Source organism: Fibrisoma montanum (assembly GCF_003583365.1).
GTDB lineage: Bacteria > Bacteroidota > Bacteroidia > Cytophagales > Spirosomataceae > Fibrisoma > Fibrisoma montanum.
The window spans coordinates 509,560-533,989 of record NZ_QXED01000006.1; the positions used below are offsets into that span (position 1 = coordinate 509,560).

22 protein-coding genes are annotated in these 24,430 nt (G+C 55.8%); 13 read left to right on the forward strand and 9 right to left on the reverse strand.

Translation table 11 applies throughout. The annotated features are described in order from the left end of the window. Nucleotides 1-222: 222 nt before the first annotated feature. Nucleotides 223-678 carry a response regulator gene (locus tag DYU11_RS22225; RefSeq protein WP_119669917.1) on the forward strand — a complete coding sequence of 152 codons (456 nt, stop codon included), beginning with the start codon at nt 223-225 and terminating at the stop codon, nt 676-678. A 15-nt stretch (nt 679-693) separates the two neighbouring features. Here DYU11_RS22225 and DYU11_RS22230 read toward each other — a convergent pair whose 3' ends face one another. The 4 genes from DYU11_RS22230 to DYU11_RS22245 all read right to left on the reverse strand — a co-directional run bounded on the left by DYU11_RS22230 (nt 694) and on the right by DYU11_RS22245 (nt 6,335). Then, nucleotides 694-1,482 (reverse strand): response regulator transcription factor, encoded by a 789-nt coding sequence (locus tag DYU11_RS22230; protein ID WP_158600341.1) that lies wholly within the window; start codon nt 1,480-1,482, stop codon nt 694-696. A 149-nt stretch (nt 1,483-1,631) separates the two neighbouring features. Next, on the reverse strand, nt 1,632-2,825 hold the full coding sequence (locus tag DYU11_RS22235; protein ID WP_119669919.1) for a type 2 periplasmic-binding domain-containing protein: 1,194 nt from the start codon (nt 2,823-2,825) through the stop codon (nt 1,632-1,634). Nucleotides 2,826-2,984: 159 nt separating this feature from the next. Then, nucleotides 2,985-5,516 carry an ATP-dependent Clp protease ATP-binding subunit gene (locus tag DYU11_RS22240; protein ID WP_119669920.1) on the reverse strand — a complete coding sequence of 844 codons (2,532 nt, stop codon included), beginning with the start codon at nt 5,514-5,516 and terminating at the stop codon, nt 2,985-2,987. A gap of 177 nt (nt 5,517-5,693) precedes the next feature. Then, complete coding sequence (locus tag DYU11_RS22245; RefSeq protein WP_199736759.1) at nt 5,694-6,335, reverse strand: WbqC family protein; 642 nt, start codon at nt 6,333-6,335, stop codon at nt 5,694-5,696. Nucleotides 6,336-6,466: 131 nt separating this feature from the next. Here DYU11_RS22245 and DYU11_RS22250 point away from each other — a divergent pair, with 131 nt between their 5' ends. Beyond that, nucleotides 6,467-7,339, forward strand: a complete 873-nt coding sequence (locus tag DYU11_RS22250) for a lysophospholipid acyltransferase family protein (RefSeq protein WP_119669922.1) — start codon at nt 6,467-6,469, stop codon at nt 7,337-7,339. Between the two features lie 69 nt (nt 7,340-7,408). Continuing rightward, nucleotides 7,409-8,359 carry a TolB family protein gene (locus tag DYU11_RS22255; protein ID WP_119669923.1) on the forward strand — a complete coding sequence of 317 codons (951 nt, stop codon included), beginning with the start codon at nt 7,409-7,411 and terminating at the stop codon, nt 8,357-8,359. Between the two features lie 19 nt (nt 8,360-8,378). Here the strand turns inward: DYU11_RS22255 and DYU11_RS22260 are convergent, their stop codons facing one another. Both DYU11_RS22260 and DYU11_RS22265 read right to left on the reverse strand, forming a co-directional pair. Beyond that, the gene (locus DYU11_RS22260; protein ID WP_119669924.1) at nt 8,379-9,365 is read right to left on the reverse strand and encodes an aldo/keto reductase; all 987 of its coding nucleotides are present in this window, start codon (nt 9,363-9,365) and stop codon (nt 8,379-8,381) included. Between the two features lie 355 nt (nt 9,366-9,720). After that, complete coding sequence (locus DYU11_RS22265; RefSeq protein ID WP_119669925.1) at nt 9,721-11,085, reverse strand: MFS transporter; 1,365 nt, start codon at nt 11,083-11,085, stop codon at nt 9,721-9,723. A gap of 128 nt (nt 11,086-11,213) precedes the next feature. On the opposite strand from DYU11_RS22265, the gene DYU11_RS22270 reads away from it, so the two are divergent. After that, the gene (locus tag DYU11_RS22270; protein WP_119669926.1) at nt 11,214-11,702 is read left to right on the forward strand and encodes an Lrp/AsnC family transcriptional regulator; all 489 of its coding nucleotides are present in this window, start codon (nt 11,214-11,216) and stop codon (nt 11,700-11,702) included. A gap of 21 nt (nt 11,703-11,723) precedes the next feature. Here the strand turns inward: DYU11_RS22270 and DYU11_RS22275 are convergent, their stop codons facing one another. The 3 genes from DYU11_RS22275 to DYU11_RS22285 form a co-directional block, all read right to left on the reverse strand. After that, nucleotides 11,724-13,271 carry a family 43 glycosylhydrolase gene (locus DYU11_RS22275; RefSeq protein WP_119669927.1) on the reverse strand — a complete coding sequence of 516 codons (1,548 nt, stop codon included), beginning with the start codon at nt 13,269-13,271 and terminating at the stop codon, nt 11,724-11,726. A 118-nt stretch (nt 13,272-13,389) separates the two neighbouring features. Next, a complete protein-coding gene (locus DYU11_RS22280) occupies nt 13,390-14,574 on the reverse strand; it encodes an aminotransferase class V-fold PLP-dependent enzyme (protein WP_119669928.1) in 1,185 nt (394 codons plus the stop codon). Between the two features lie 21 nt (nt 14,575-14,595). Then, on the reverse strand, nt 14,596-16,182 hold the full coding sequence (locus tag DYU11_RS22285; RefSeq protein ID WP_119669929.1) for an acyl-CoA carboxylase subunit beta: 1,587 nt from the start codon (nt 16,180-16,182) through the stop codon (nt 14,596-14,598). A gap of 113 nt (nt 16,183-16,295) precedes the next feature. On the opposite strand from DYU11_RS22285, the gene DYU11_RS22290 reads away from it, so the two are divergent. From DYU11_RS22290 to DYU11_RS22330, 9 genes are all read left to right on the forward strand, one after another. Continuing rightward, nucleotides 16,296-16,847 (forward strand): LVIVD repeat-containing protein, encoded by a 552-nt coding sequence (locus DYU11_RS22290; RefSeq protein ID WP_119669930.1) that lies wholly within the window; start codon nt 16,296-16,298, stop codon nt 16,845-16,847. Between the two features lie 27 nt (nt 16,848-16,874). After that, nucleotides 16,875-17,627: an LVIVD repeat-containing protein gene (locus DYU11_RS22295; RefSeq protein WP_119669931.1), complete on the forward strand. Its 753-nt coding sequence runs from the start codon at nt 16,875-16,877 to the stop codon at nt 17,625-17,627. Then, nucleotides 17,624-18,391 (forward strand): hypothetical protein, encoded by a 768-nt coding sequence (locus tag DYU11_RS22300; protein WP_119669932.1) that lies wholly within the window; start codon nt 17,624-17,626, stop codon nt 18,389-18,391. The genes DYU11_RS22295 and DYU11_RS22300 overlap by 4 nt, the downstream gene beginning before the upstream one ends. A 58-nt stretch (nt 18,392-18,449) precedes the next feature. Further along, a complete protein-coding gene (locus DYU11_RS33045) occupies nt 18,450-19,193 on the forward strand; it encodes a hypothetical protein (RefSeq protein ID WP_147368008.1) in 744 nt (247 codons plus the stop codon). 44 nt (nt 19,194-19,237) lie between these two features. Next, nucleotides 19,238-20,275, forward strand: a complete 1,038-nt coding sequence (gene porQ / locus DYU11_RS22310) for a type IX secretion system protein PorQ (protein ID WP_147368009.1) — start codon at nt 19,238-19,240, stop codon at nt 20,273-20,275. Between the two features lie 313 nt (nt 20,276-20,588). Then, the gene (locus tag DYU11_RS22315) at nt 20,589-21,629 is read left to right on the forward strand and encodes a UDP-N-acetyl glucosamine 2-epimerase (protein WP_119669935.1); all 1,041 of its coding nucleotides are present in this window, start codon (nt 20,589-20,591) and stop codon (nt 21,627-21,629) included. Between the two features lie 51 nt (nt 21,630-21,680). Then, on the forward strand, nt 21,681-22,523 hold the full coding sequence (locus DYU11_RS22320) for a cytidylyltransferase domain-containing protein (protein WP_119669936.1): 843 nt from the start codon (nt 21,681-21,683) through the stop codon (nt 22,521-22,523). Then, nucleotides 22,504-23,361 carry a transketolase gene (locus DYU11_RS22325; protein WP_119669937.1) on the forward strand — a complete coding sequence of 286 codons (858 nt, stop codon included), beginning with the start codon at nt 22,504-22,506 and terminating at the stop codon, nt 23,359-23,361. Before DYU11_RS22320 ends, DYU11_RS22325 begins: the two co-directional genes overlap by 20 nt. 96 nt (nt 23,362-23,457) lie before the next feature. Beyond that, nucleotides 23,458-24,375, forward strand: coding sequence for a transketolase family protein (locus tag DYU11_RS22330; RefSeq protein WP_119669938.1), 918 nt, complete (start codon nt 23,458-23,460; stop codon nt 24,373-24,375). Nucleotides 24,376-24,430 lie beyond the last annotated feature (55 nt).

Genomic DNA, 24,430 nt, shown 5'->3' on the forward strand with positions numbered 1-24,430 from the left:
AGGTTTTTAGATAATGGTCTGTATTAACGTATGAACCCATTCGGAACCATACGCTAATTCCTTACCAAAAGGTGTGTGGAACAAACCGAAAGTCACCAAATTGTGCATAATTTTACTTGATGCTCATGCGGTATTTTACCTAAAATCAAAACCGAAAAGAAAATTCTACTAGTCCTATAGGCTTTTTTTATTTTTGCCTCCTCAACTTTTGTACACAACTCTATGAAAAATTCGTTCCGTAATTCCAGAATACTCGTGATCGAAGACAACCCCGACCACTGGTTCTTCATCGAAAAAGCGATGGAACTTTGTTTGTCGGAGGTTTCAGCGACTCATATCACCACCGAGCAGGCATCCATTGACTACATGAACAGTTGTCTTCATCAGGAATGGGATCTGCCTACGCTGATTCTGCTGGATCTATATTTACCAAACCCGGAAAATGGGTGGCGTGTACTGGAGCACATAAAACAAATGCCGGCGCCTGTCAACCAGATTCCGATTGTTATGCTGAGTAGCTCGAACCAGCGCGACGACATTGCGGAAGCGTATCATAAGGGCATTTCCTCTTACCTGGTTAAGCCGACTCAGCTGGAGGAGTGGATAAGCTACTTCCAGAAACTACGTTCGTACTGGTGGGAAACCGCCACCCTGCCCAAGATGAAGTTTAGCCTGTAAGACCGTACCGGCTCCTTAGTGAGCCAGCGCAACGATGGAGAACCAGTATTCACACAATTGTTCGAGCGTTTGTAGGAGCCGGTTTGTATCATTCGATACGGATACCACCGAATTTGCCTGTAGTGCGTAGGCCTGTTCTATTTCCTGGCTTGTCGGCAACACCAGCATAACAACGGGGATTGAAGTAAGCCGGTCGTTTTCTTTGATTCGGCGGAGCGTCCTGACCCGGTCTACTTTCGACGTACGGGCATCGATCAGGATCAGCACGGGCAGTTCATCCTCGTCCGTGAATTCCAGCATTTCGGGCAACATCCCTCCCTGGCTTACAACATGCAGGGTGTAGTGTCCCCATTTCTCATCGAGCAACTGCTGAAGCAGCTGCATATTGGCGGCATCGTCGCTGACCACCACCACCGACCGCTCCTTGGTAGCCTCGTCCTCCTGAATCAGTTGAATCCGCTCGTCGGCACCGGCCGGCACCAGATCCGCTTCGACCAGGGCGGTTTGCAGCACCTCAATAACCTGGTTCCACCGTCGGCGGCTGACCGGCAGGGTTGTTCCGTCGGTTAGCTGAACGGCTCCCGCCATCTTTGGCCGCGGGGGCGCCTGAGCCGATTCCACACATTGTGGGTTTACCAGCGCCGTCTTATGAACGCGAATAAACGTGGGTAAGCTTGCTTCAAAGAAATTCAGCGATTTGGCAGCCAGTACTTTCTCACCGTTTCTAAAATAAACCCATGTGTAGTTATTGGCCCCAGACAGATACGTAATTAAAAATGGGTGCTGAATAATTTTACGAACCATACTCATACGTAGTTTTCATAACGTTTACCTAACCAGTCGACACGATCAACCAAACGGAAATCGTAGCGACCGGTACATCCGGTACGCTGACAACCAATGGCTTTCTGGTCCAGGGGTTCGGCTATACTGCCGATCAACCTGGTCAGTTGTTATAAAAATACATAGGATACCGTAAAACCTGGTCGTAAGGTGGCCCTTAATTCACTAAATGTTTGTATACGGTCATCATTCCGCGTTCGGACCCAGCCCCCGGCAAAGCTGACCAGTTCGCCCTCCAGAATGAACCGGGTACCAATCAGATACGCCAGCCCGGCGCTCAACCGGGCCCGGTACGTATCCGTCACAAACGAGTCGTCGCTCCATTCCCAACCCAGCTCACCGGCTGCATAGGGGGTTAGCCGGCGGTTGCTGACGTACTGCTTTACGAACGGGTGAATGCCTACCGTCCACCGCTCCGACCGCACCGACTGCTGATCCGGTGCTCCGAGGTACTGATCGGTCAGTTTGCTGTAAGCGACCGGCGTAGCGAGTCCGACCACCAGCCGTGTATTGACCAGGTACCCTACGGATGGATTTATCGAAAAACCGCGTCCTGTCTCCTCCCTGAACACCTCCGCTACGTTCTGGCTGGGAATCAGTTTCCGATTGCTGGTGGTCAGCTCAAAGCCGCCGGCTACCAGCCAGTTTGACCGGACAAACTGATTCGGCGGAAACACCGGATTTTCCATCGGCCGGGAGGGTGGCCGACCCGTTGTTGCCAGCAGGCCCACGCCCAGGTTGGTCACCGTCAGCGGAAAGGTGCTCGACCGGGTGATGGCTTCAATGCCCCAGTAATTCGTGATGAAGTACACAAAGCCGGCCTGTAGCTCAGGTGACAGAAAGAACCGGTTTTCGCGGGTTTGTGAGAACCGCTGTGTGGTTGCCAGCGACCGGGACACAACCCGCTCCCAATCGCCCGACAGCCCGACCCCAAGATACACCCGCCAGTTGAACGACCGATTGCCGGACGGGGGGCCCCAGTAACGCCGGGCAAAAGGCGTTACGGAGACTCTGCTCTCGAACCGGCTGTTGCGGGTGTCGAAGTTGAAGCCGGCTTTCGTGCTCGTCCTGCTTAAGTCGGTGGTTACCTCGGCCCCTAACAAAAAGTTCTTTCGCGCAAATACGCCCCGGCTGGCGAATAACTGCAAAGCCAGATCATCCGCGTTGTTCTGGTACTGGCGCGAGGTAGTAAACTGACCGCCGAAGCCGCCCGTCCAGAACCCACTGCCCTTTTCCGTTTGCGCCTGCACTACCGGGCAGGCTGCACAAAGCGCCCAGATCTGTAAATAAGTCGATGTTTTCATGAGGAAGACACGTCACTACGTTAACCCTACTGCACTGAACCCCATTTATTTTTCGACAAGCCACCAGAACGCTAAGCCATTTATTCACAATGAATTCCAACAAAAAAGGAGCCGAACGCATGGTTCGGCTCCTTCGTATTTATTCAATGGTAACTATTCTTATTCTACCACGGCTTCCGGTTTCTTCACCGAGATCGTCAGCGTCTCACCATTACCGTCGTAATCGGCCAGAATTACGTCACCATCCTTCAGTTCACCTTTCAGGATTTCTTCAGCGACGGGGTCTTCGAGGTAGCGCTGAATAGCGCGGCTCAGCGGACGGGCACCGTACTGCGGGTCGTAGCCTTTTTCCGACAGGAAGTCTTTTGCTTTGTCGGTCAGCTCGACTTTGTAGCCCAGGTTGGTTACGCGGCCCAGCAGCTTGCCCAGCATGAGGTCAATGATCTTGTGGATGTCTTCGCGTTGCAGCGAGTTGAACACAATCACATCGTCCAGGCGGTTCAGGAACTCCGGCGAGAAGGCTTTCCGCAGGGCGTTCTGAATCGTGTTCTTCATCAGCTCATCCTGGTTCTCAGACTTGTTGCGGGTAGCAAAACCTATGCCAGAGCCGAAATCTTTCAGGTCACGTACGCCGATGTTCGACGTCATGATGATGATCGTATTCCGGAAATCCACCCGGCGTCCCAGACCATCGGTCAGGATACCGTCGTCGAGCACCTGCAGCAGGATGTTGAATACATCCGGGTGCGCCTTCTCGATCTCGTCGAGCAGCACGACAGAGTACGGCTTCCGGCGGATCTTCTCGGTCAGCTGACCACCTTCTTCGTAACCTACGTAGCCCGGAGGAGCGCCGACCAGTCGGCTAACGCTGAACTTCTCCATGTATTCCGACATATCGATCCGCACGAGTGCGTCCTCTTTGTCGAACAGGTACGTAGCCAGAACTTTGGCCAACTCCGTTTTACCAACCCCCGTTGGACCGAGGAAGATAAACGAACCGATTGGTTTCTTCGGATCTTTCAGACCGACCCGCGTCCGCTGAATGGCTTTCACCAGTTTGTCGATGGCCGACTGCTGACCGATTACTTTGCCTTTCAGTTCCTCGCCCATGTTGATCAGCTTGCGACCTTCATCGAGCGATACACTGTTGACCGGGATACCCGTCATCATGGCTACGACTTCGGCTACGTTTTCTTCGTTCACCGTGTAGCGACGCTTCTTGGTATCTTCTTCCCAGGCCTGCTTGGCGCGTTCGAGCTGGTCGATCAGCCGCTTCTCCTTATCGCGGAGCTGAGCGGCCTCTTCGTACTTCTGGCTCTTGACAACCTGGTTCTTTTCCTTCTTGATGTTCTCAATCTGCTCTTCGAGCTTCAGGATATCTTCCGGAACGGTAATGTTGGAGATGTGTACGCGGGCACCGACTTCGTCCAGTACGTCGATGGCCTTATCGGGCAGGAACCGGTCGGAGATATACCGCTCCGACAGTTTCACGGCCGCTTCAACTGCCTGTGGCGTATAGTTGACGTGGTGGTGATCTTCGTATTTATCCTTGATGTTGTTCAGAATCTCGATGGTTTCGTCGATCGACGTAGCATCGACCATCACCATCTGGAAACGACGGGCCAGGGCACCATCTTTCTCGATGTACTGACGGTACTCATCCAGCGTCGTGGCACCGATGCATTGAATGTCGCCCCGGGCCAGAGCCGGCTTGAACATATTCGATGCGTCGAGTGAACCAGAAGCGCCACCTGCGCCGACGATGGTGTGCAACTCGTCAATGAACAGGATCACCTCGGGTGATTTTTCCAGTTCATTCATGACGGCCTTCATCCGCTCTTCAAACTGGCCACGGTATTTGGTACCGGCCACGAGCGACGCCAGGTCGAGGGTAACCACGCGTTTGCCGAACAACACCCGCGATACCTTCTTCTGCACGATGCGCAGGGCCAGGCCCTCAGCGATGGCCGTTTTACCAACGCCCGGTTCGCCGATCAGGATCGGGTTATTTTTCTTCCGGCGGCTCAGGATCTGAGCTACGCGTTCGATTTCTTTTTCGCGACCAACAATGGGGTCGAGTTTACCAAGTTCGGCAAGTTTGGTCAAGTCACGGCCGAAGTTATCCAGCACCGGCGTCCGCGACTTTTCGGAGCCTTTTGGATCTTTACCTGAGCTGGAGCTGCCACTGCCACCAAACATACCACGGTCGTTGTCGTCGTCGTCGGTTTCGGGGCCCATCACCGGACGGCTTCCCGAAGATTGATATTCCAGCATCTCCTTGATCACCTCGTAATTAACGTTGAACTTATTCAGAATCTGCGTCGCCACGTTATCTTCGTCGCGCAGAATTGACAACAGCAGGTGCTCCGTACCAATGAGTGGGCTCTTAAAGATTTTAGCTTCCAGATACGTAATCTTCAGGGTCTTCTCCGACTGACGGGTCAGTGGGATATTGGCCAGATTTTTAACGTTATTGGTGGCCGTTCCTTTGGTGGCTTGTTCAATGGTGATGCGGAGTTCATCCAGCGAGATGCCCAGTTTTTTCAGCAGCCCCACGGCTACTCCTTCGCCCTCGCGGATCATACCCAGCAGCAGGTGCTCCGTGCCGATGTAGTCGTGGCCCAGGCGTAAGGCTTCCTCCCGGCTCAGCGAGATCACTTCCTTGACGCGGTTTGAGAATTTTGCTTCCATTCGCTTTGGGTCTCCTATCGTAAGCGTAATATAGGCTTAACGAAGTATTTTCAGGTTTTGTTCACCCGGTTTAAGGGTTCGTCAGTTGGTGGTTGCCTGATCTGTTTTCAGTTTATTCGCCGGAAAAGGGGATAAGCCAAATCAACCAAACGACCGCTCATGTAAGTAACAATTAAATCACGTTAACCATTCCAACGCGCGCGGCCCCTGACAAAATAATAAATCAAGTATGCTCAGGTTTGGTACAAATTCCCGGCCAAAGTTCTGCTCGTACGGCGTTGCGTGATAGAATACATACGTAACTGCCTGATTCGGCGGATGTAATCGGGACCGGGCGTCAAAAACGCCGGCCGGCGGTTCCTTATCGTACCAATCTGTCAGACTGATGGCCAGCGGCCGGCCAAGTAGTTTTAGACAAATTGTCAGCAGTTCCCAGTTCAGGTCAAATAAATACGTCCAGCCTTTCCGATATACCGGCTCGAAGTAGGGCGCGTAGTACTCAAAAAACGGAGCTTTGCCGTAAGCCGCCTGCAGGCACCGCCAGTGACGATCCTGCCAGGACTGACCATTGTCCACCCGCACATCGCGAATGAGTTGCTTATGCGTACCCTGCTGCACCGGTACCGTGAGCGCATCTACCTTATTTGCCGTCAGGACGTAGCAGCGATTTCTGTAACTTTGCTTCTGATACTGTTCGGCGGCTTCAATGTGTACTTCACCGTACTGAAATAAACCCGTCATGTAATCCAGACAGGGCAGGTAATGCAGCTCAAGGAGAAGTTGGGTTGGTACAGCAGGAGCCGGTTGGTACTTTTCCAATAATAACAAACGTATCCGTCACCAATTAACGTAAAAAAACAATACCTCCAACGGTTTTTACAAAATTTTAATTAAAGGGCGTTTTCGTACGTATAACGAATTCTACCTAGTTGTCGTCTATCTTTTTGCGAATGATCTTTTTCCGTTTGTTATCCCGTCTGCCGCTTAGTGTCCTGTATGGCATTTCTAACTTCTTGTACTTTTTACTGCTGTATGTTATCCGGTACCGCCGGCGGGTAGTCGACCAGAACCTGCGCCTGTCTTTTCCCGAACGGTCGGACCAGGAGCGGCAGCAGATTGCCCGGCGATTTTACCGGAACCTGACCGATCTGCTGGTCGAGACCGTTAAAATGCCGACCCTCTCCCCGGCTGATCTGAAACGTCGGGTGCGGTTTACGAACATTGAACTGGTCAAGGACCGGCTGGCAGCGGGTCAGGCGGTGATCGGCATGGCTTCCCACCAAAGCAACTGGGAGTGGATTCCGTCGGCGTCTGTGCTGAACGGTATGCCCACCGACAGCATTTACAAACCCCTGAACAGCCCTTTCTTCGAAGAGCTGATGCGTTCGATTCGGTCTAGTTTTGGGGCGGTACCGGTTCCGATGAACACCCTCCCCCGCCGGATGGTAGCCCAGCGGGATGTTGCCCGGATTATTGCCCTGGTAGCCGATCAGGTGCCGGATCAGCCCGAACATGCCTACTGGATTGATTTTCTGCACCAGGATACGCCTTTCTACCCCGGCTCCGAACGGCTGGCCCGCAGCCGGAACCTGCCCGTTTTCTACACCGAACTGGTGCGGATTCGGCGCGGCTATTATGAGGTAACGTTTACACTCATCGGCGAGCCCCCGTACACGAACCTGCCCGAAGGAACAATTTTAGACCGGTACCGCGACGCCCTCACCAGAACCATCCAGAACCACCCATCGGACTGGCTCTGGTCGCACAAGCGCTGGAAACACTGGCGGGGCAAGTACACAAAGATTGAAACCAAGCTGACGTAGTGATTCGCGGTGTAACATCATTGTCAGAAATTTGGTAGTTTGACAGGCCACTTCGTTTCCCTGAGCCTCATGAACACTGCCGCTTTTACTACGCTGATTCTCATTGGCTTTCATGTCGGTTTCAGCCAGGACATCCCCACTTCTACGGGCCGTACCTTGCTGATTACGTCCGTACGTACCGGCAATACCGACATCTTCGCGGTTGATCCGGTAACGGGCACCTCGATCAACCTGACCAATGCCCCCCGGTCGGAAGAACGCTACCCGGCCTGGTCGCCGGACGGCAGGAGAATTGTCTTTACCTCGAACCGGAGCGACGGCAAAACCTATGACCTCTACATTGCCAACGCCGACGGTAGCCAGACCAGGGCCCTCACTCACCTGCCTGCGGGTGCGGTAGCGTACTGGCCTAGCTTTACGTCCGACGGCAAGTACATTTATTTCAACGAAGGCAACACCAGTCAGATCTACCGGGTTCGGCCCGATGGCAGCGACCTGAAAGCGATGGCGCAGGGCCGCGACGGCAACATTTCGCCCGACGGAAAACAGATTGTCTATACCCAGCAGGGCCGCAACGGCTTCGGGGTATGGGTCATGAACGCCGACGGCTCTGACCGCAAACAGATCATTCCGCATGAAAGCCAGATTGGGGGTATTGCACCGGTCTGGTCGCACGATGGCCGGAAGATTGCCTTCTCAGGGCAGGTCGGCGACTACGCCGAAATCTTTGTGTGCAACGCCGACGGCAGCGGCCTGGCGCAGGTTACTGATTTGAAGAAGATCAGCAGTTCGCCCGCGTTTTCGCAAGATGACCAATACCTGACGTTCCGCGTAACGGAAGAAGCCTACTGGCGGGATGCGAAAACGCGCGAAAAGACGTATCAGGAAAAGGAAGCCGACAAGCGGCCTGTCTGGCTGGTCAAAACCGATGGTACCGGCGCTCAACTGCTGGAAGTGCTGCATTACCACTGCGCCATGGACGGCAGCCGCGCCGAGTGGAAGCCGCTGGCGAAGAAGTGAGGGGTACTCTTTCGGGCATTTACCATAAATAATGCACCGGATTTCTGATGTGTTCGTCGTAAATTCTTGTTACGGCCTGCCTCTGCTCAGTCGACGGAGCCGGACGCTCAAGCGCCTGTACGTTGGAGGTCAGGTGTTCGGGTTTTGACGCACCGGGGATAATACAGCTCACCGCATCGAACGTCAGAATCCAGCGTAACGCATCCGGGGCCAGATTGCCGTCGTCCGGAAAAACGGTACGCAGGTCATCCACGGCCGCTAAACCCGTTTCGTAATCCACACCCGAGAAGGTTTCGCCCTTGTCGAAAGCCGCTCCCTCCCGGTTGAAATTCCGGTGGTCATCTTTCGAGAAGGTCGTGTTCCGGTCAAACTTCCCCGTTAGCAACCCGCTCGCCAGCGGTACGCGGACGATGATGCCGACGTCACGCCGTTTCGCTTCCGGGAAAAACAACTCCGCCGGCCGTTGCCGAAACATATTGAAGATAATCTGTACACTGCATACGTTGGGGTACTCAATAGCTTTCAGCCCTTCTTCTACCTTTTCGACACTGACGCCCAGGTGCTGAATCTTCCCTTCTTCCTTCAGTCGGTCGAACACCTCAAAAATCTCGGGACGGTAGTATACGTCGGTCGGGGGGCAGTGCAGCTGGATCAGGTCCAGCGTTTCCAGCCTCATGTTTTGCAGACTATCTTCCACGAAACGGCGTAGGGCATCGGGCTGATAGGCTTCGTTCACGTGGGGCTGCAGCCGGCGACCGCATTTGGTGGCTACGTAGATACGTTCCGACCGCGAACGCACGAGCCGGCCCACGGCTTTTTCGCTTTCCCCGTCGCCGTACACATCGGCGGTGTCGATGAAATTGATGCCCGTGTCAACGGCGTCGTTAAGAATGCGGTCGGCGTTGTCGTGGCTGAAAGGGTCGCCCCATTTGCCACCGACCTGCCACGTACCTAAACTGATTTCGGAGATGGTAAAACCGGTTTTGCCGAGTTTTCGGTATTGCATACGAGTTGAGTCGTTACGAACGTACTGAAAGGGTTGAACACAAACGGTGCATTTCTGTTTGGTCGGCTCACGAAAAATACGTTGACACGAGCCCCACGATCAGCGCCAGTCCGAAGATAATCAGCAGTCCAACCAGGATGGTACGTAGTAAGCTGCCTGGTTTCTGAGGAAGGTTAGTTGCCATTGTTGATCCGGTATCGTTGCAGCAGCAGCCCATACAGCACAGCCGCTGGCTGCACAAACGTAACCGTAGTAACCAGAAAGACCATGTGATGGCGGCAAACTTTTCTAAAAAAATTAGTCCGCTGCCCGACAATCGGGCGCCTGCCTTACGACGCCCGGCAGGTTTGTTTTCTTACAAAACCCTCGCCCTGGGAGCACCCGCCAGCCCCAGTACACCAATGGCCGCGTAGGCCCCGAGGATGGCCAGCGGTACGCTGCCGATACCACTGCCGCCGGCAGGTGACTGACTCAAAAACAGGGACAACAGGGAGAGCCCCAGCCCTCCCCCCACGAAGTAGGACGTAGTACCCACGCCCGATGCCAATCCGTGGTAGGCTTCGGGCACCGGCTGCAACGACAACACCGTCAGCCCCGAAAAACAGAGCGCGATGCCAAACCCATTGACGCAGGCAATTGAGCCCAGCAACAAACCTACGTTGGCCGGCGCGAACTGCGTTTGCCAGAGCAGTAGGCCCGTACCCAGCAGCATGAACAGCATACCCAGGCGGGCAATTCGACGTACCGGCAGGCGTTTCAGCAGGACCGGCATGAGAAATTTGCCCGTCAGCGCCGACAGCACACTAAACGGCAGGAGTAAAAGGCCGGCCTGAGCCGCGCTGAGCTGACGGTCTTTCTGCAACACCAACGAAATCAGAAACAGGTAACTGGTGAAGATCGCCCCCAACAGCAGCATCTCGCCAATGGCCAGGGTTGACTGCCGTAGCACCCCAAACCGGATCAGCGGATCGGGCTGGGCAGCGTTACGTCGCAGGAACTGCCAGGTGCCCAGCCCCACAAAGACCGTCAGCAGCAGCAGCCATTCGCCCTGAGTACGCCAGTTGCTCAGTTCATGAACAATGTACGACAGGGCCGTAATGAGCAGCGTCAAGAGCAGACCCGCGCTGAGGTCAGGAACGGATCCGGGTGCTTCGGCATCGTCGGGAATGTAGCGGTAAGCCAGCACCATACACAGCAGGATAATCGGGACATTGATAAAAAACACCCACTGCCAGCCGAACGACGAAGCAATCAGACCCCCGACCGATAACCCACTACCCGACCCAATGGCGGCAAATGAACTGAAGATCCCGATGGCCCGACCCCGTGCCTGGGCATCCGTATAGGTATTGGTCACAATTGAGAGGGCAGCGGGCATGAGCAGCGCAGCCGCTACGCCCTGCAGGGCCCGGAAGGCGAGTAAACTGACAAACGTATCCGATAGACCAGCGCCGAGCGAGGTAAGCAGGAACAACCCCGAAGCCAGCAGAAAAATGCGCTTGCGGCCCACCGTGTCAGACAGTCGTCCGCCAACAATCAGCAGGCCGCCATACAGCAGTACGTACAGTGTTTGCAGCCATTGCACCCGGTTGGCCGACAGCCCGAATGAGGTCTGGATGAGCGGCATTGTCAGGTTGATGATGGCGATGTCCAGAGCCTCAAAAAAGACGCTGATGGACGTAATGATCAGGATAAACGATTGTCGTGTTGTTTCCCGCATAGTCTGCACTTTGTTTTACGCAAAGGACTAAACTGCCGCAAAAACAAAAAAGAAACGCTAAATTTTTAGAACAGATACACTAATTTTATCTTATTTGTAGAACAAAAGAATAAATCAACCCGTTCGAAATGGCCATTGCAGAACAAGCCGGACCAACCCCGCTGGAGCTGGATGAAAAGGACTTACACATCTTACGGCTGCTACAGGATAACGCCAAACTGACGGTACGTGAGGTAGCTGCGCGGGTTCATCTTAGTCCCACGCCTACCCACGAGCGCATCAAACGACTCGAACAGCAGGGCGTCATCAGGCAGTACGTTGCCCTGCTTGACAACCGGAAGGTGAACCGCAAATTGATGGTGCTGTGCCTGGTATCGTTGAAGGAGCACGATAAGCAAACCGCCCACGCGTTCGTGAGCGGCATCACCGAATTCAAAGAAGTGGTCGAGTGCTACAACATTGCCGGTGAATACGACTTCATGCTCAAGATCATCACGGAGAACATGGAGACGTACCACGATTTTTTCATCAATTACCTCGGCGAAGTGAAAGGCATTGGGAAAGCCCAGAGCGTGTTTGTGATGGATGTCATTAAAGACACCCATCTGGTACTCTGACCCCAACAATCCAAGTTTGGGTTACAAGCCTGAGTTCAACGTAAAGCTGTCAAACTGAGCGGTCTGGCCGGCCGTTCCTTTTGCCGTTAAGCCAACGCGGAGAGCCCGGTCCCAGGGCGGCAGGTACGCTCCGTCGATCGAACGGTCGCCCACGGGCGTGAATGATTTCCCATTGTCCGTACTGTAGGAGAACGAAATCTGGCTGCCATTCTCGACTTTTGCCAGCAGCGTTATAGCCGACGCATTGCCGGCCTGCGCCGTGCCCAGCGACTGCTCTTTCCCTTTTTCAAGCTTCCATACCCGCACCTGCCCGTCCTGAACCGATACGCCAACGGCATTGTCATCATCGCCGATGATGGCCAGTCCGGCCTGAGCACCGTTCGCCTGGGGCACGACGGTTGCCTGAGCCGTATAGTTAGGTGATAGGGTGCGGTGGCCAACGAAGTCGCCAAATTTGTCGGGTTGAGCGGTTAGCTGCAACTGGCCTTTACGCACCTGAATAACCGGCTGGCGAAAAACCGACCAGTTCCACGCCGTCGACAACTCAGTGCCGTTGAAATCATCCCTGAACAGACCAGCCGCCGAGGCAGCCGGTGTTGCCTCCCGTTTGAAGGCTATCCACCCATCGTCGGTGAAGCGAAACTCGCGCAGCAGCGCCTGTCGCCCGACAAATATGCCCCCCTGCTGGCTGTAGGCATGGTACATGAAATAGTGACGCCCATCCTTCTCGATGGGGGTCCCGTGCCCCGGACATTTCCAGTTCGGCTCAACCGTCAGGATGGGGTTCTGGCTGTATTTCTCCCAGGGGCCCAGCAGGTTTTTAGCGCGGGCGACACCGGTACCGTACGTGCAGGCGCGGCCGCAGCAGCCGGCAGCCGCATACAAGGCATAGTAATAGTCGCCGTTCCGTATCATCGACACGCCCTCAACCAGATTCGCTTCCCAGGGAGCATCGTTGCGAAACAGTTCCTTTTTCTCGCCGGTCAGGGCGGTACGTTCCTCGTTGAGCGGCTGGGCCCAGATCGGCGTCGGCTGGTTAACGCTGTTGCCGTCTTCTTTCCAGATCAGGTACAGCTTGCCGGTTTCGTCGCGCATCGGGAAACCGTCAATTGACCCGTCTTTCTGGCAGACCAATGGGCCGTGATCGCGGTACGGGCCTTCGGGTTTGTCAGCGCTGGCCACACCTACGCACAGATTGCCGTCTTTTTTATGGGCGGTATAATAGATGTACACCCTGCCATTTTCGGGAGCGATCTCAGGTGCCCAGAAGTAATAATCGGCCCAGTCGGGTTTCTTCTCGAATACGAACCCTTTGGTTTCCCAGTGAACAAGGTCACTGGATTTTAACAGCGGATAGGCCGGGAACCAGTTCGACGAAGTCGCCGTAGCCCAGTAGGCGTTACCAATTTTAGCCACCGACGGATCGGGGTAATCGCCGGGTATCACTACCGCTGGCGATTGAATAGGCTCCGCCTGCCGGCTGACGCTACGGGATGGCGCCGAGCTTTTACAGGTCAGAAAAGCAAAACAAAGGATGCCGTAATAAATTGATTTCCGAAAACTATTCATGGTAAATACTGCCCCTATTGAACAACTAGACAACAAAAGGAAAACATCGGGCGATTGGCTGCAGGAAGCGTCGCCAGGCCAAACCCTGAGCAACGAACGTAGCCGTTAGCCCTACCCGTTACGTCAACGCCTGTTTCAGCGCATCGGTCAGAGCCGCTACGTCGCGCTCGTCGTTGTAGACGTTGGGCGAGATACGGAGTGCCCGGGCCCGCACCGATACCGATACGTTCCGCGCCAGCAGCGCCTGCTGAATGGCCAGCGGATCGGCCTGTTGAGGCAGCCAGACACCCACGAGATGGTGGCATCGGCCCGCTTCCGGCTCAATCTGACACCCTAATTCCTGCCAGTCGGTCAGCGAATCGGCCAATATGGTTTGGCAATAGTCCTGAATCCGATCGGGTTGCCACTCCAGCAGTTGGGTAAGCGCGGCCTCCATCATCGGCGAATGGATAAAATGGCTTTGTTCGCCCATGTTGTACCGATACGCTTTCGGGCGGTACGTCGGCTGGTAGTCGGTCAGGCGGTGAAACTGGTCACTATCAATCCGCGCCATCCAGCTTTCTTCGAGCGGAATGCCATCGTCAAACGCGTCGCTGAAATACGCAAAGCCCGACGAGTACGGCCCCATCAGCCATTTGTAGCCCGCGCAGATCAGCGCATCGGGCCGAATCTGCCCGCAATCGAACGGCAGTGCGCCGACGGACTGGGTCCCATCCACGGCCAGCCACGCGCCTGCCTCCCGGGCGCGCTGCCCGATGGCGTCGAGGTCGAACCGGATGCCGTACATCCAGTGAACGGGCGGCACCACAACCAGAGCCGTATCGGCGTCAATCGCTTCCAGGATGCGCTGATTCCACTCGGCACCCAGCGGAAACCGGTTTGGCATCCGCACGGTATGAATACGCAGGCCCAGCTCATCGCTCACCCGTTGCCAGGCGTAGACATCGCTGGGAAATTCACCATCGATCAGGATGATACGTTGCCCCCGCGCGATGCCCGGCTTACGGGGCAGGTTCCGGGCCACAACGGCCATACCATACGACACGGACGGAATGACGGCCACCCGCTCGGGGTCAGGGTTGTGGATAAGTTGCGAAAACAGCGCCTTCGACGCAGTAGACGCCGACAGAAAATCGTGGGCGGTGATGCCGAACGGATTGATTTGTCGCCGGATTGCTTCCACACCCGCCTGCTCCACCGACCGGCTGAACGGCCCGCGGGTAGCGCAGTTGATGTAATGCGTATGGTCAGGTAAGGCAAAGCGCTCTTTCTGGCAAACAAGTTGGGTTTGTTGCTGCAGCATTCGGGTACGTTTACCAGTTAATTACAACGGAATGTTGCCGTGCTTTTTCTTTGGCAGGCTCGCGACTTTGTTCTCCAGCATTTTGAACGCCCGGATTAGCTTCAGACGAGTCTGGTCGGGGTAGATCACCTCATCGATGTAGCCCCGGTGCGCGGCCCGGTATGGGTTGGCAAACTTCTCGGTATAATCCTGCACCTTCTCCTGCAGCTTGGCCTGCGGGTCTTCCGCTTCGGCAATTTCCCGTTTGAAGATAATCTCGGCAGCCCCGCTGGCGCCCATCACGGCGATTTCAGCGCTCGGCCAGGCGTAGTTCATGTCGGCGCCGATGTGCTTGGAGTTCATGACGTCGTAGGCACCACCGTAGGCTTTGCGGGTAATGACCGTCACGCGCGGAACGGTCGCTTCGCAGAAAGCATACAGCAGTTTGGCTCCGTTGGTGATGATAGCGTTCCACTCCTGGTCGGTACCGGGCAGGAAGCCGGGCACATCCTCCAGCACCAGCAGCGGTACGTTGAACGAGTCGCAGAAGCGCACAAACCGGGCCGCTTTGGTGCTGGCGTTAATGTCCAGTACCCCGGCCAGCACGGCGGGCTGGTTACCCACAACGCCGATGCTACGGCCGCCGATCCGGGCGAAACCAACGACAATGTTTTCCGCAAAGTTTTTGTGGACTTCCAGGAACGACCCCGCATCGACCAGTTCGTCGATTACCTCACGCATGTCGTATGGCTGGTTGGGGTTGTCGGGAATGAGGGTATTCAGGTTCGGGCGGCTTTCGTCCTGCGGCTCGTAGGGCAGCATCGGCGGCTCGTCCTCGCAATTCTGCGGTATATAGCTCAGCAGCTGCTTGATGTGCTGAATACAGGCCAGTTCGTTCTGGCAGGCAAAATGCGTAACGCCCGACTTCGTGCTGTGCGTACTGGCCCCACCGAGTTCTTCGGCAGTTACCTCTTCGTGCGTAACGGTTTTGACGACGTTCGGGCCGGTCACGAACATATACGACGTGTTCTCGACCATGAAGATAAAGTCCGTGATGGCCGGCGAATACACGGCACCGCCCGCGCAGGGACCCATAATGGCCGACAACTGCGGAATGACGCCCGACGCCAGGGTATTGCGGTAGAATATATCGGCATAGCCCGCCAGCGACAGCACGCCTTCCTGAATCCGGGCCCCACCCGAGTCGTTCAGACCGATTACGGGCGCGCCGTTTTTCATGGCCAGGTCCATCACCTTGCAGATTTTTTCGGCGTGGGTTTCAGAAAGGGCTCCGCCGAAGACCGTAAAATCCTGAGCGAATACGTAGACCAGCCGTCCGTCGATGGTACCGTAGCCGGTCACGACGCCGTCGCCGAGGTAATGCTCTTTATCGAGGCCAAAATCGCGGGTCCGGTGCATGACGAACTTGCCGATCTCTTCGAAAGAGCCTTCATCGAGCAGCAGCGCGATGCGTTCGCGGGCGGTTAGTTTTCCTTTCTTGTGCTGCGCATCAATGCGCTTTTGTCCACCACCAAGCTCAGCCTCTGCGTTCTTGCGGGCCAGCATGTCGGTTTTTGACAGATGATTGGTTGAGGATTGATCGGTCTCAGGACGGGTTTCAGTTTGCATGAGGTTGGTATTGGCGAACTATCGATAAGGCAAAGTTAAATTTTCTTTACGATTCCAACCGATTAGAATATACTTGAATCTATGTTGCAAATTGTCCGCAACCTCCTTCGCCTATGCCATACCATTACCTCGTCCGACGGTACAAAACCGCTCTGCTGCTCCTGAGCCTGATCAGCCTGGATAGCTGTTACATCAACTCCGGTTCTGATCCGGCCGTCGACCGGCGGGAAACGTACCGGCCCATCTACAGCACCTACGACCGGGTTCGAACCGTCGAAACCCTGGACCCGCAGCCCATTCGTACGGCGGGCAAGATTTACATCAAAGACCAGTTTCTGTTCATCAACGACGTTGGCCGGGGCATTCACATCGTGGACAACAGCGATCCGGCCAGCCCGACGAAGGTGTCGTTCGTTGCCATTCCCAGTGCCCGCGAACTGGCCATCAAGGACAGCATTCTGTACGTCGATAACATCATTGATCTGGTGGCGCTGAACATCGCCAATCCCCGCAATGTCCGGCTGGCAAAGCGGGTCGAGAATGCCTTCACCTATGCGGCTTACCCCCCTATGCACAACGTGCGCTTCGAGTGTCCTGATCCGGAAAAAGGCCTCGTCATTGGCTGGGAAAAAGCGGAAGTAACCAATCCGCAGTGTTTTCGATAAGTGCCACACCTAACCGTCAGTCTATTCATGAAACCTATCCTTTTTGTGCTGCTTTGCGCCGTTCTGCTGAATGCCTGCTCCGAAGGCAGCAGCGATTCTGTTTCGCCGGGCGCGGGCACGGGCGGCTCAACGGCCCGCTTCACCGTGGCTGGCAATAACCTGTACATCGTGACCAACACGAGTTTGCAGGCCTACGACATTACCCAGAATACCAACCCAAAGCTGGGCCAGAAAACCAAGCTGGGCTTTGGCGTGGAGACCATATTTCCGTACGGCAATCACCTGTTTATCGGTACCCAGACGGGCATGTTCATTTATGCAATGGGTCCGAACGGTCAGCCGAGTTTCGTGTCGCAATACAACCACGTCATGAGCTGCGATCCGGTGGTGGTGCAGGGCAACTATGCCTACGTTACGCTGCGCAGTGGTACGGCCTGCCGCAACCCGGTCGCGGCTAATGTGCTTGACGTACTGGATATCACCGACCTGCGAACGCCGAAGCTGATGCGCTCCTACCCCATGCGAAGTCCGCACGGGCTGGGCATTGATGGCAATCTGCTGTTTGTGACGGAGGGCGATTATGGCCTGCGGGTACTGGACGCTACCAAACCGCTGGACATCAGGGAGGTTCAGTTCCTGACCGACGTTAAAGCTTACGACGTCATTCCGAAGCAACAGCGGCTCATTGTTACGGGTAAGGACGGCATCTATCAGTACAGCTATGCCGACGAAAAGCAATTGAAACTAATCAGCAAACTTCCCGTCGAGACAACATTATGATCCGGTTTCGTCTGCTGTTGATCATCGGTTTGCTGACTCGTTTCAGTACGTCGGCCCTGGCGCAGGTACCCTACGTAGCCGGGCCGGATACGCTGCGCATCCGGTCGCTGGAACGCGGTCCACATTGGGTGGTCAGTGTAGCTCCGCTGTCGTTTTTCGATCTGGAAAATACGTTTACGGTCGGGGTGGAACGGTTGCTGGCCGGCCGACACTCCCTGTTAGCTGAGGTAGGCTACGGACCCCGCGCCCTGAATATATGGCGACCCGGCCGCGTGAACGAATCAGGTGGCAAGGAAACCTGGCGAGGCCGCGCCGAGTGGCGGATTTACCTGGGCAGCGGCAGTCACATGAAACGGCCTCCTCACACCCGCGTCGTGGCCGTCAGACCGATGGGCCGCTACGTAGCGTTCGACTTGTTCTATAAACAGGTCAACAGCTTTGAAACCGGTACCATGGGGCGGGCCTGCGAAGACGGCACCTGCCAGTATTACCAGCAGTTCCGGTCGCCGGTGCGAAAGTCGGTATGGGCCGGTCATGTGAAGCTGGGGCACCAGCGGTTTCTGGACGTATCGCCGGATAGTCGGTTGCTGATTGATGTGTATATTGGTCTGGGTCTACGTCAACGCACGATCAGCCACGATGAAGAGTCGCTCCCGGACGATGCCGGCCAGCGCTGGGTTTCGTCGGGCGGTTTTAACAACGGCCTTGACTACCTCTTTACGCCCAATGTATCAACCGGCTTCCGGATTGGCTACGCGTTTTAAGGCAAGCCGGGTGTTTTAATGTGTTACCAGCTTACCCCTAAACCTGTCTCTTTTCACGATGAAGGTACGTTACATGTTATCCGTCGGGCTGATGCTCACCCTGGCAACGGTAGACCTTGCCAGGGCGCAGGACTCAACCGTTTCGCTTCAGCGACCGGTCCGGACCGTTATCAAGCTGGCTCCCCTGGCTCTGGTGGATCAGGACGCCACCCTTCAGGCTGGTCTGGAATATCGCACCGGCCAACGAACGTCGGTACAGGCGGAATTCGGGTACGGCTGGAAAGGGCTGTCTCTGCTGGAAGCCGATCTTGAAGATTTTGAGAAGGCTGAAGTCTGGCGGGTGCGCAGTGAGGTTCGTTTCTACACCAACCGCTACCGAACCAACCGACGCAAAGGCATTGCCGTAAAAAGCAGCTTTCCGCTGGGTAACTACTGGGCTATTGATGGGCTGGCGAAGCAGATCAATATAACGAAAAAAGATTTTGAGTATCAATCAATCTATTCCAGCACGGCCCCTAAATTCATTGGACTGATGTCGATCAGCCGCTACGTGCTGGGCACCCACATTAAGATTGGCCGTCAGTTTGCGTTCTACGACCCGCACCGACGTACCTTCTCCCGCACGCTGTTCGATATCTACCTCGGAGCCGGTATACGCTGGGCCATCAACGACGTTCGCCGGAACAGCCCAACGTCGATGGGTATGGACTGCGGCTGCGGCCCCGGTCGGTCGTTTGACGACACAGACGGGCAGTGGACGCCGAGCCTCACGGCCGGCCTGAAAGTAGGTTTTGGGCTTTGAGCGGGTTTTCGGACCTTTGCCCGAAACGTTGTATCCGTAAAACCTTGCGCTGGCTTTTTCTGACTTTACTGCTACTAGTCGTCGGCCATGAGTCGGCTCTAGCCCAACCCTTCGGCGGGCAGCGGGTATTTCCGTTTCTGGACTTACCGACCCATGCCCGCGTCGCGGCACTTGGCGGGCAGGTCGCTACGGCAACAAACCCCGACGGCGTCTATTTTCTCAACAATCCGGCCCTGGCTGACTCCGCCAAACGTAACGAGCTGGCCATTAGCCTGATGCCTTACCTGGCCGCGGCCAAATACTATACGCTTCAGTACGCTGTTCCGGTACAGACCAAAAACTCCCGGTGGGCGCTTGGCTTACAGTACCTCACCTACGGGCAGTTTACCCTGACCGACCCGGTTGGTAACTCGCTCGGTACGTTTACGGCCAACGACTACGCCCTCAGCCTGACCCACGCCCGCACCGAAGGAAATTTCACGCTGGGTGCCACGGTCAAAGCGGTGGGGTCGGCCATTGAAACGTATTCTGCGTTTGGTGTGCTGGCTGATCTGGGCGGGATCTGGCGCCACCCGAACGGAAACCTTACGGTAGGGCTGGTCGCCAGAAACGCAGGGTACCTGCTTAAAAACTACGGCCCCGGCGACGCCGACCTTCCCTTCGACCTTCAGGCCGGTGTAACGATTAAACCCCGCTACGCGCCCGTCCGGCTGACCCTGACGGCTCATCACCTGCATCGCTTCGACATTGCCTACAACGACCCGAATCTCAACGTTCAGTATGATCTGAACGGCAATCCGATTCCGCAGCCAGTCGGTACGGTAGAGAAGATTGCCCGACACCTCAGCGTTGGTGCCGAGCTGCTGATCAGTCGCTACGTACATATACTCCTGGGCTACAATCACCAGCGCCGGCAGGAAGGCAAGCTGACAACGGGGGGCGGAGGGGCCGGTATCTCGTTCGGGGCGTCGGTGCAGGCCCGTGGCTTCCAGCTCACGTACGGCCGGTTCAGCTACGCCCCCGCAGCCGGCGGATCGAGCCAGCTGTCGCTACGGGTCGATCTGGACCGGTTTGTGAAGTAGTAGGGTATTCTATCTTCTGTAGTTTGCTATAGGTTCGGTAAGACGTGCCGTCAGACCTTTTATCCTCTTGTGCTTTTGGTAGCTTTGGTCTGACGGTACGTCTGACCATCGGCCCATCAGCACAGATAGGTAACCAAACGCAGCTATCGTCAAAAACCAACAGCATGTGCAGCGGCTGATCGGCAGTTTTTACCCGCCCGAAAGGTAGCGCCAACGGCTCCCTCCCAGCGTAAACTTAGCGTGTAGCTCATTGCTGTCAGCTAATTCAATAACTTCGGGCCATCAATTACAACATACGATCAAGGCATCGCTTATGCGTAAACGAGTACTGTTCACTGTCGGCTCATTCAACCAAACGTCGCAGATGCTCCAGATTGCGAAAGCATTAGGCGACCAATACGACTGCTGGTTCAGCCAGTATTATGCCGACTCACCCATCATCAACTGGGTCATTCGCCGGGGGTGGCTGGAACATACCATTATGGGCCAGCGGTTTAGAGCTGCAGCCGAAACTTACCTGCTCGACAAGGGTATGCAGATCGACTACCAGGGACGAAAGCACCCCTACGATCTGGTGGTACATTGCTCCGATATGATCATGCCGCGGGTGCCCCGTGGTACAAAGAGTATCTGGGTGCAGGAGGGCATGGTCGATCCCACGACGCCCCTCAGCCACATTGTCAAGGTGTTGAAACTACCGCGATACCTGTGCGGTGACACCTCGCTGAACGGTTCCTCGAACCTGTGCGACGTGTATTGTGCCGCGTCAGAGGGGTACAAGGCTTTTTTCACCGGAATGGGTACGGACCCCGACAAAATCTTCGTGACGGGCATTCCTAATTTCGACGACCTCGACAAGTTCCGCCGGAACGACTTCCCCCACCGCGACTACGTGATGGTAGCTACGTCGGACATCCGCGAAACGTTCCGGACGGAAGATCGCCCGGCGTTTATCCGAAAAACCGTCGAGATGGCTGCCGGTCGACCGTTGCTCTTCAAACTCCATCCGAACGAAAACCGGGAGCGGGCCGAGGCCGAAATCCGGGCGAACGCACCCGACGGTACGTTGGTGTTTCAGGAAGGCAACACGAACGAAATGATTGCCAACTGCCAGGAACTGATCACCCAGTATTCGACCGTCGTGTACGTCGGTATGGCGCTGGGCAAGACAGTATCCTCGTATTTTGATCTGGATGAGCTTCGCCGGCTGACCCCAATTCAGAACGGCGGCACCTCGGCGGCCAACATCGCGACCATCTGCCGGGACTTCCTTGAATTTGCCGGGCCACGTAAAGAATTTGTTAAATCGTATCGATTCGAGCCGGTGCTGAGTCAGGCAACAGATCTTTCGTAGAAATTAGCAGGATTATTCGACATCATTGGTGTTAAGCCGACTGGTTGTTTTATGAGTAACCTCACCATCGTTGTTATCGTCCAGGCCCGGATGTTGTCGAGCCGCCTGCCGGGCAAAGTGATGCTGCCCCTGCTGGGTAAGCCGCTCCTGTACCGGATGATTGAACGGATTCAACAGGCCGAACTGCCGTTCACAACCGTTGTGGCCACCTCCACCGACCCAACCGACGACGTGATTGCCCGGTTTTGTGAACAGGAAGGCATAGCGCACTACCGGGGCAGCCTGACCAATCTGCTCGACCGGCATTACCAGATTGCCGGGCGCTGGAACGCCGACGTTGCCGTCAAGATTCCGTCGGACTGTCCGCTGATTGATCCGCGGGCCATCGATCAGGTTCTGCGTTTTTTTCTGGCGCACCCGACCGACTACGACTTTGTCAGCAACCTCCACCCGGCAACCTGGCCCGACGGCAACGATGTGGAAGTAATGACCCGCGCCTGTTTACATACCGCCTGGGAGAAATCCACTAAACCACTAGAACTAGAACACACTACACCCTACATTTGGGATACCGCTCCCGACCAGTTCCGCCGGGCGAACGTTACCTGGCCCACGGGGCTGGATTATTCCATGTCGCACCGGTTCACGATCGATTACCCCGACGACTACGAATTTATCCGGGCGGTGTATGAAGCGCTTTATCCGGCGAATCCGCGGTTTTCCTGTGATGACATTCTGGCGCTGCTGGCCCAACGGCCGGAACTCTACGCCATCAATGCGCGCTACGCCGGCGTAAACTGGTACCGCCATCACCTGGACGAACTCAACACGGTTACCGAAACCCAAACGCGACACGAATCTGACAACCCAATCTATGCAGCACAAAACCATTGAGCGCCTGCAGCAAACGGCTTTCCGGGTCCGCAAGCACATTATCCGGATGTCGACCGACGGCGGGTGTTTTACCGGCGCTTCGCTTTCGGCCACGGACGTTATTGTTTATCTGTACGCTGAGTTCCTGAACGTCACGCAGGAGACGCTGAACGACCCTAACCGCGATTACCTGTTCCTGTCGAAAGGCCACGACGTACCGGCCCTGTACGGCACCTTCGTCGAACTGGGCTGGCTGGCGGCCGACCGGTTGCAGCATCACCTCTCGGCGGGCGACCACCTCTACTGGCATCCTAACGTCAACATCCCCGGCATTGAGTTTCATTCGGGGTCGCTGGGACACCTGCCATCGGTAGCGTTGGGCGTTGCCCTCGACTGCAAGCTGCGGGGCACCGATAACAAAGTAGTCTGCATTCTGGGCGATGGCGAGCTGAACGAAGGCTCCGTCTGGGAAGCGGTACTCGTAGCCAATGCCTACCAGCTCGACAACCTGCTCTTCCTGGTAGACCGCAACTTCTTTCAGGCCAATATGCCAACCGAAGAGCTGATCCCACTGGAGCCGCTGACCGACAAGTTTACCGCCTTCGGTGCGGCCGTAAAACGGGTTGATGGCCACGACTTTACCGCCCTAGACGAGGCTCTGTCGACTTTCCCGTTCCAGACCGGCAAGCTGAACGTACTGATCGCCGACACGCGCCGGGGCAAGGGGCTGCCGAGCATCGAAGCCCGTGCCGACCGCTGGTTCTGCAACTTTACGCACGACGAAGTGGACGAGCTACTCGGCGAACTGCACGGCTCAGCCAAAGCCACACTCGAATCCGAAACATTGGTAGTCAGGTAAATTTAAACGCAGAGTTGGGGAGAAAGCGCAGAGGGCGCAAAGACTCTGATTACTCTGCGAATCCTCTGCTCACTCTGCGTTTAGAAACATAGACAAATGAATTACGAGCAACTCCTTACCCAAACCGCCTTAGCCGACGACCGCTACGTTGTCATGACGGCCGAGAACCGGGCGTTGGTTCGCAATATGCCCACTACCCTAGGCCGTCGGTTCATCGACACCGGCATTACGGAGCAGTGCATGATCGGAGCGGCTGCGGGCCTGGCCCTGCGTGGCCGGATACCGGTCGTTCACGCGCTGGCTGCGTTCCTGTCCATGCGGGCCTACGAGTTCATCCGGACCGATGTGGGTATCGGCAACCTGCCGGTCAAGCTGAGCAGTTTCATTCCGGGCTTCCTGTCCGACGGCAACGGCCCGACGCACCAGGCCATCGAGGACGTAGCGCTGATGCGCGGCATTCCGAACATGCAGGTGTTTTGCCCGGCCGATGAGCAGGATCTGCTGGCCATGCTGCCGACCATCTGGGCGTCGTCGACACCGTCGTACGTCCGGATCAACACGCGCCCGGCTGCGTACCAGCATGAGCAGCCGTTCGAGATCGGGAAAGCGGAGGTGGTCAGCCGGGGCACCGACGTAACAATACTGGTCTACGGTATGCTGTTCGAGCAGGCGCTGGTGGCGGCTCATCAGCTCAGAGATGCCGGACAGTCGGTTGGTCTGATCAACATGCGCAGTTTGAAGCCGGTTGATGAGCAGGCCATTCTGGAAGCGGCTGCAACCGCACAGGTACTGGTCACGGTTGAGGATCATTTCCTGACGGGCGGTTTATACAGTATCGTCGCGGAAACCCTGCTGAAGCACCGCACTACGGCCAGGGTCGTGCCGTTTGCCCTGAAGGAACGGTGGTACAAACCCGCCCGGCTGAATGAAGTGCTCCAATACGAGGGCTTCACCGGTTCGCAGTTGGCAGACCGTATTGCTGAACAGTTAACCGAGAGTTTAACCAGTTTGTAGTGTGTGGTTAGTGGTTTGTGGTTTGTGGTTTGTAGTTGGCTAACGCCGGAAGAAC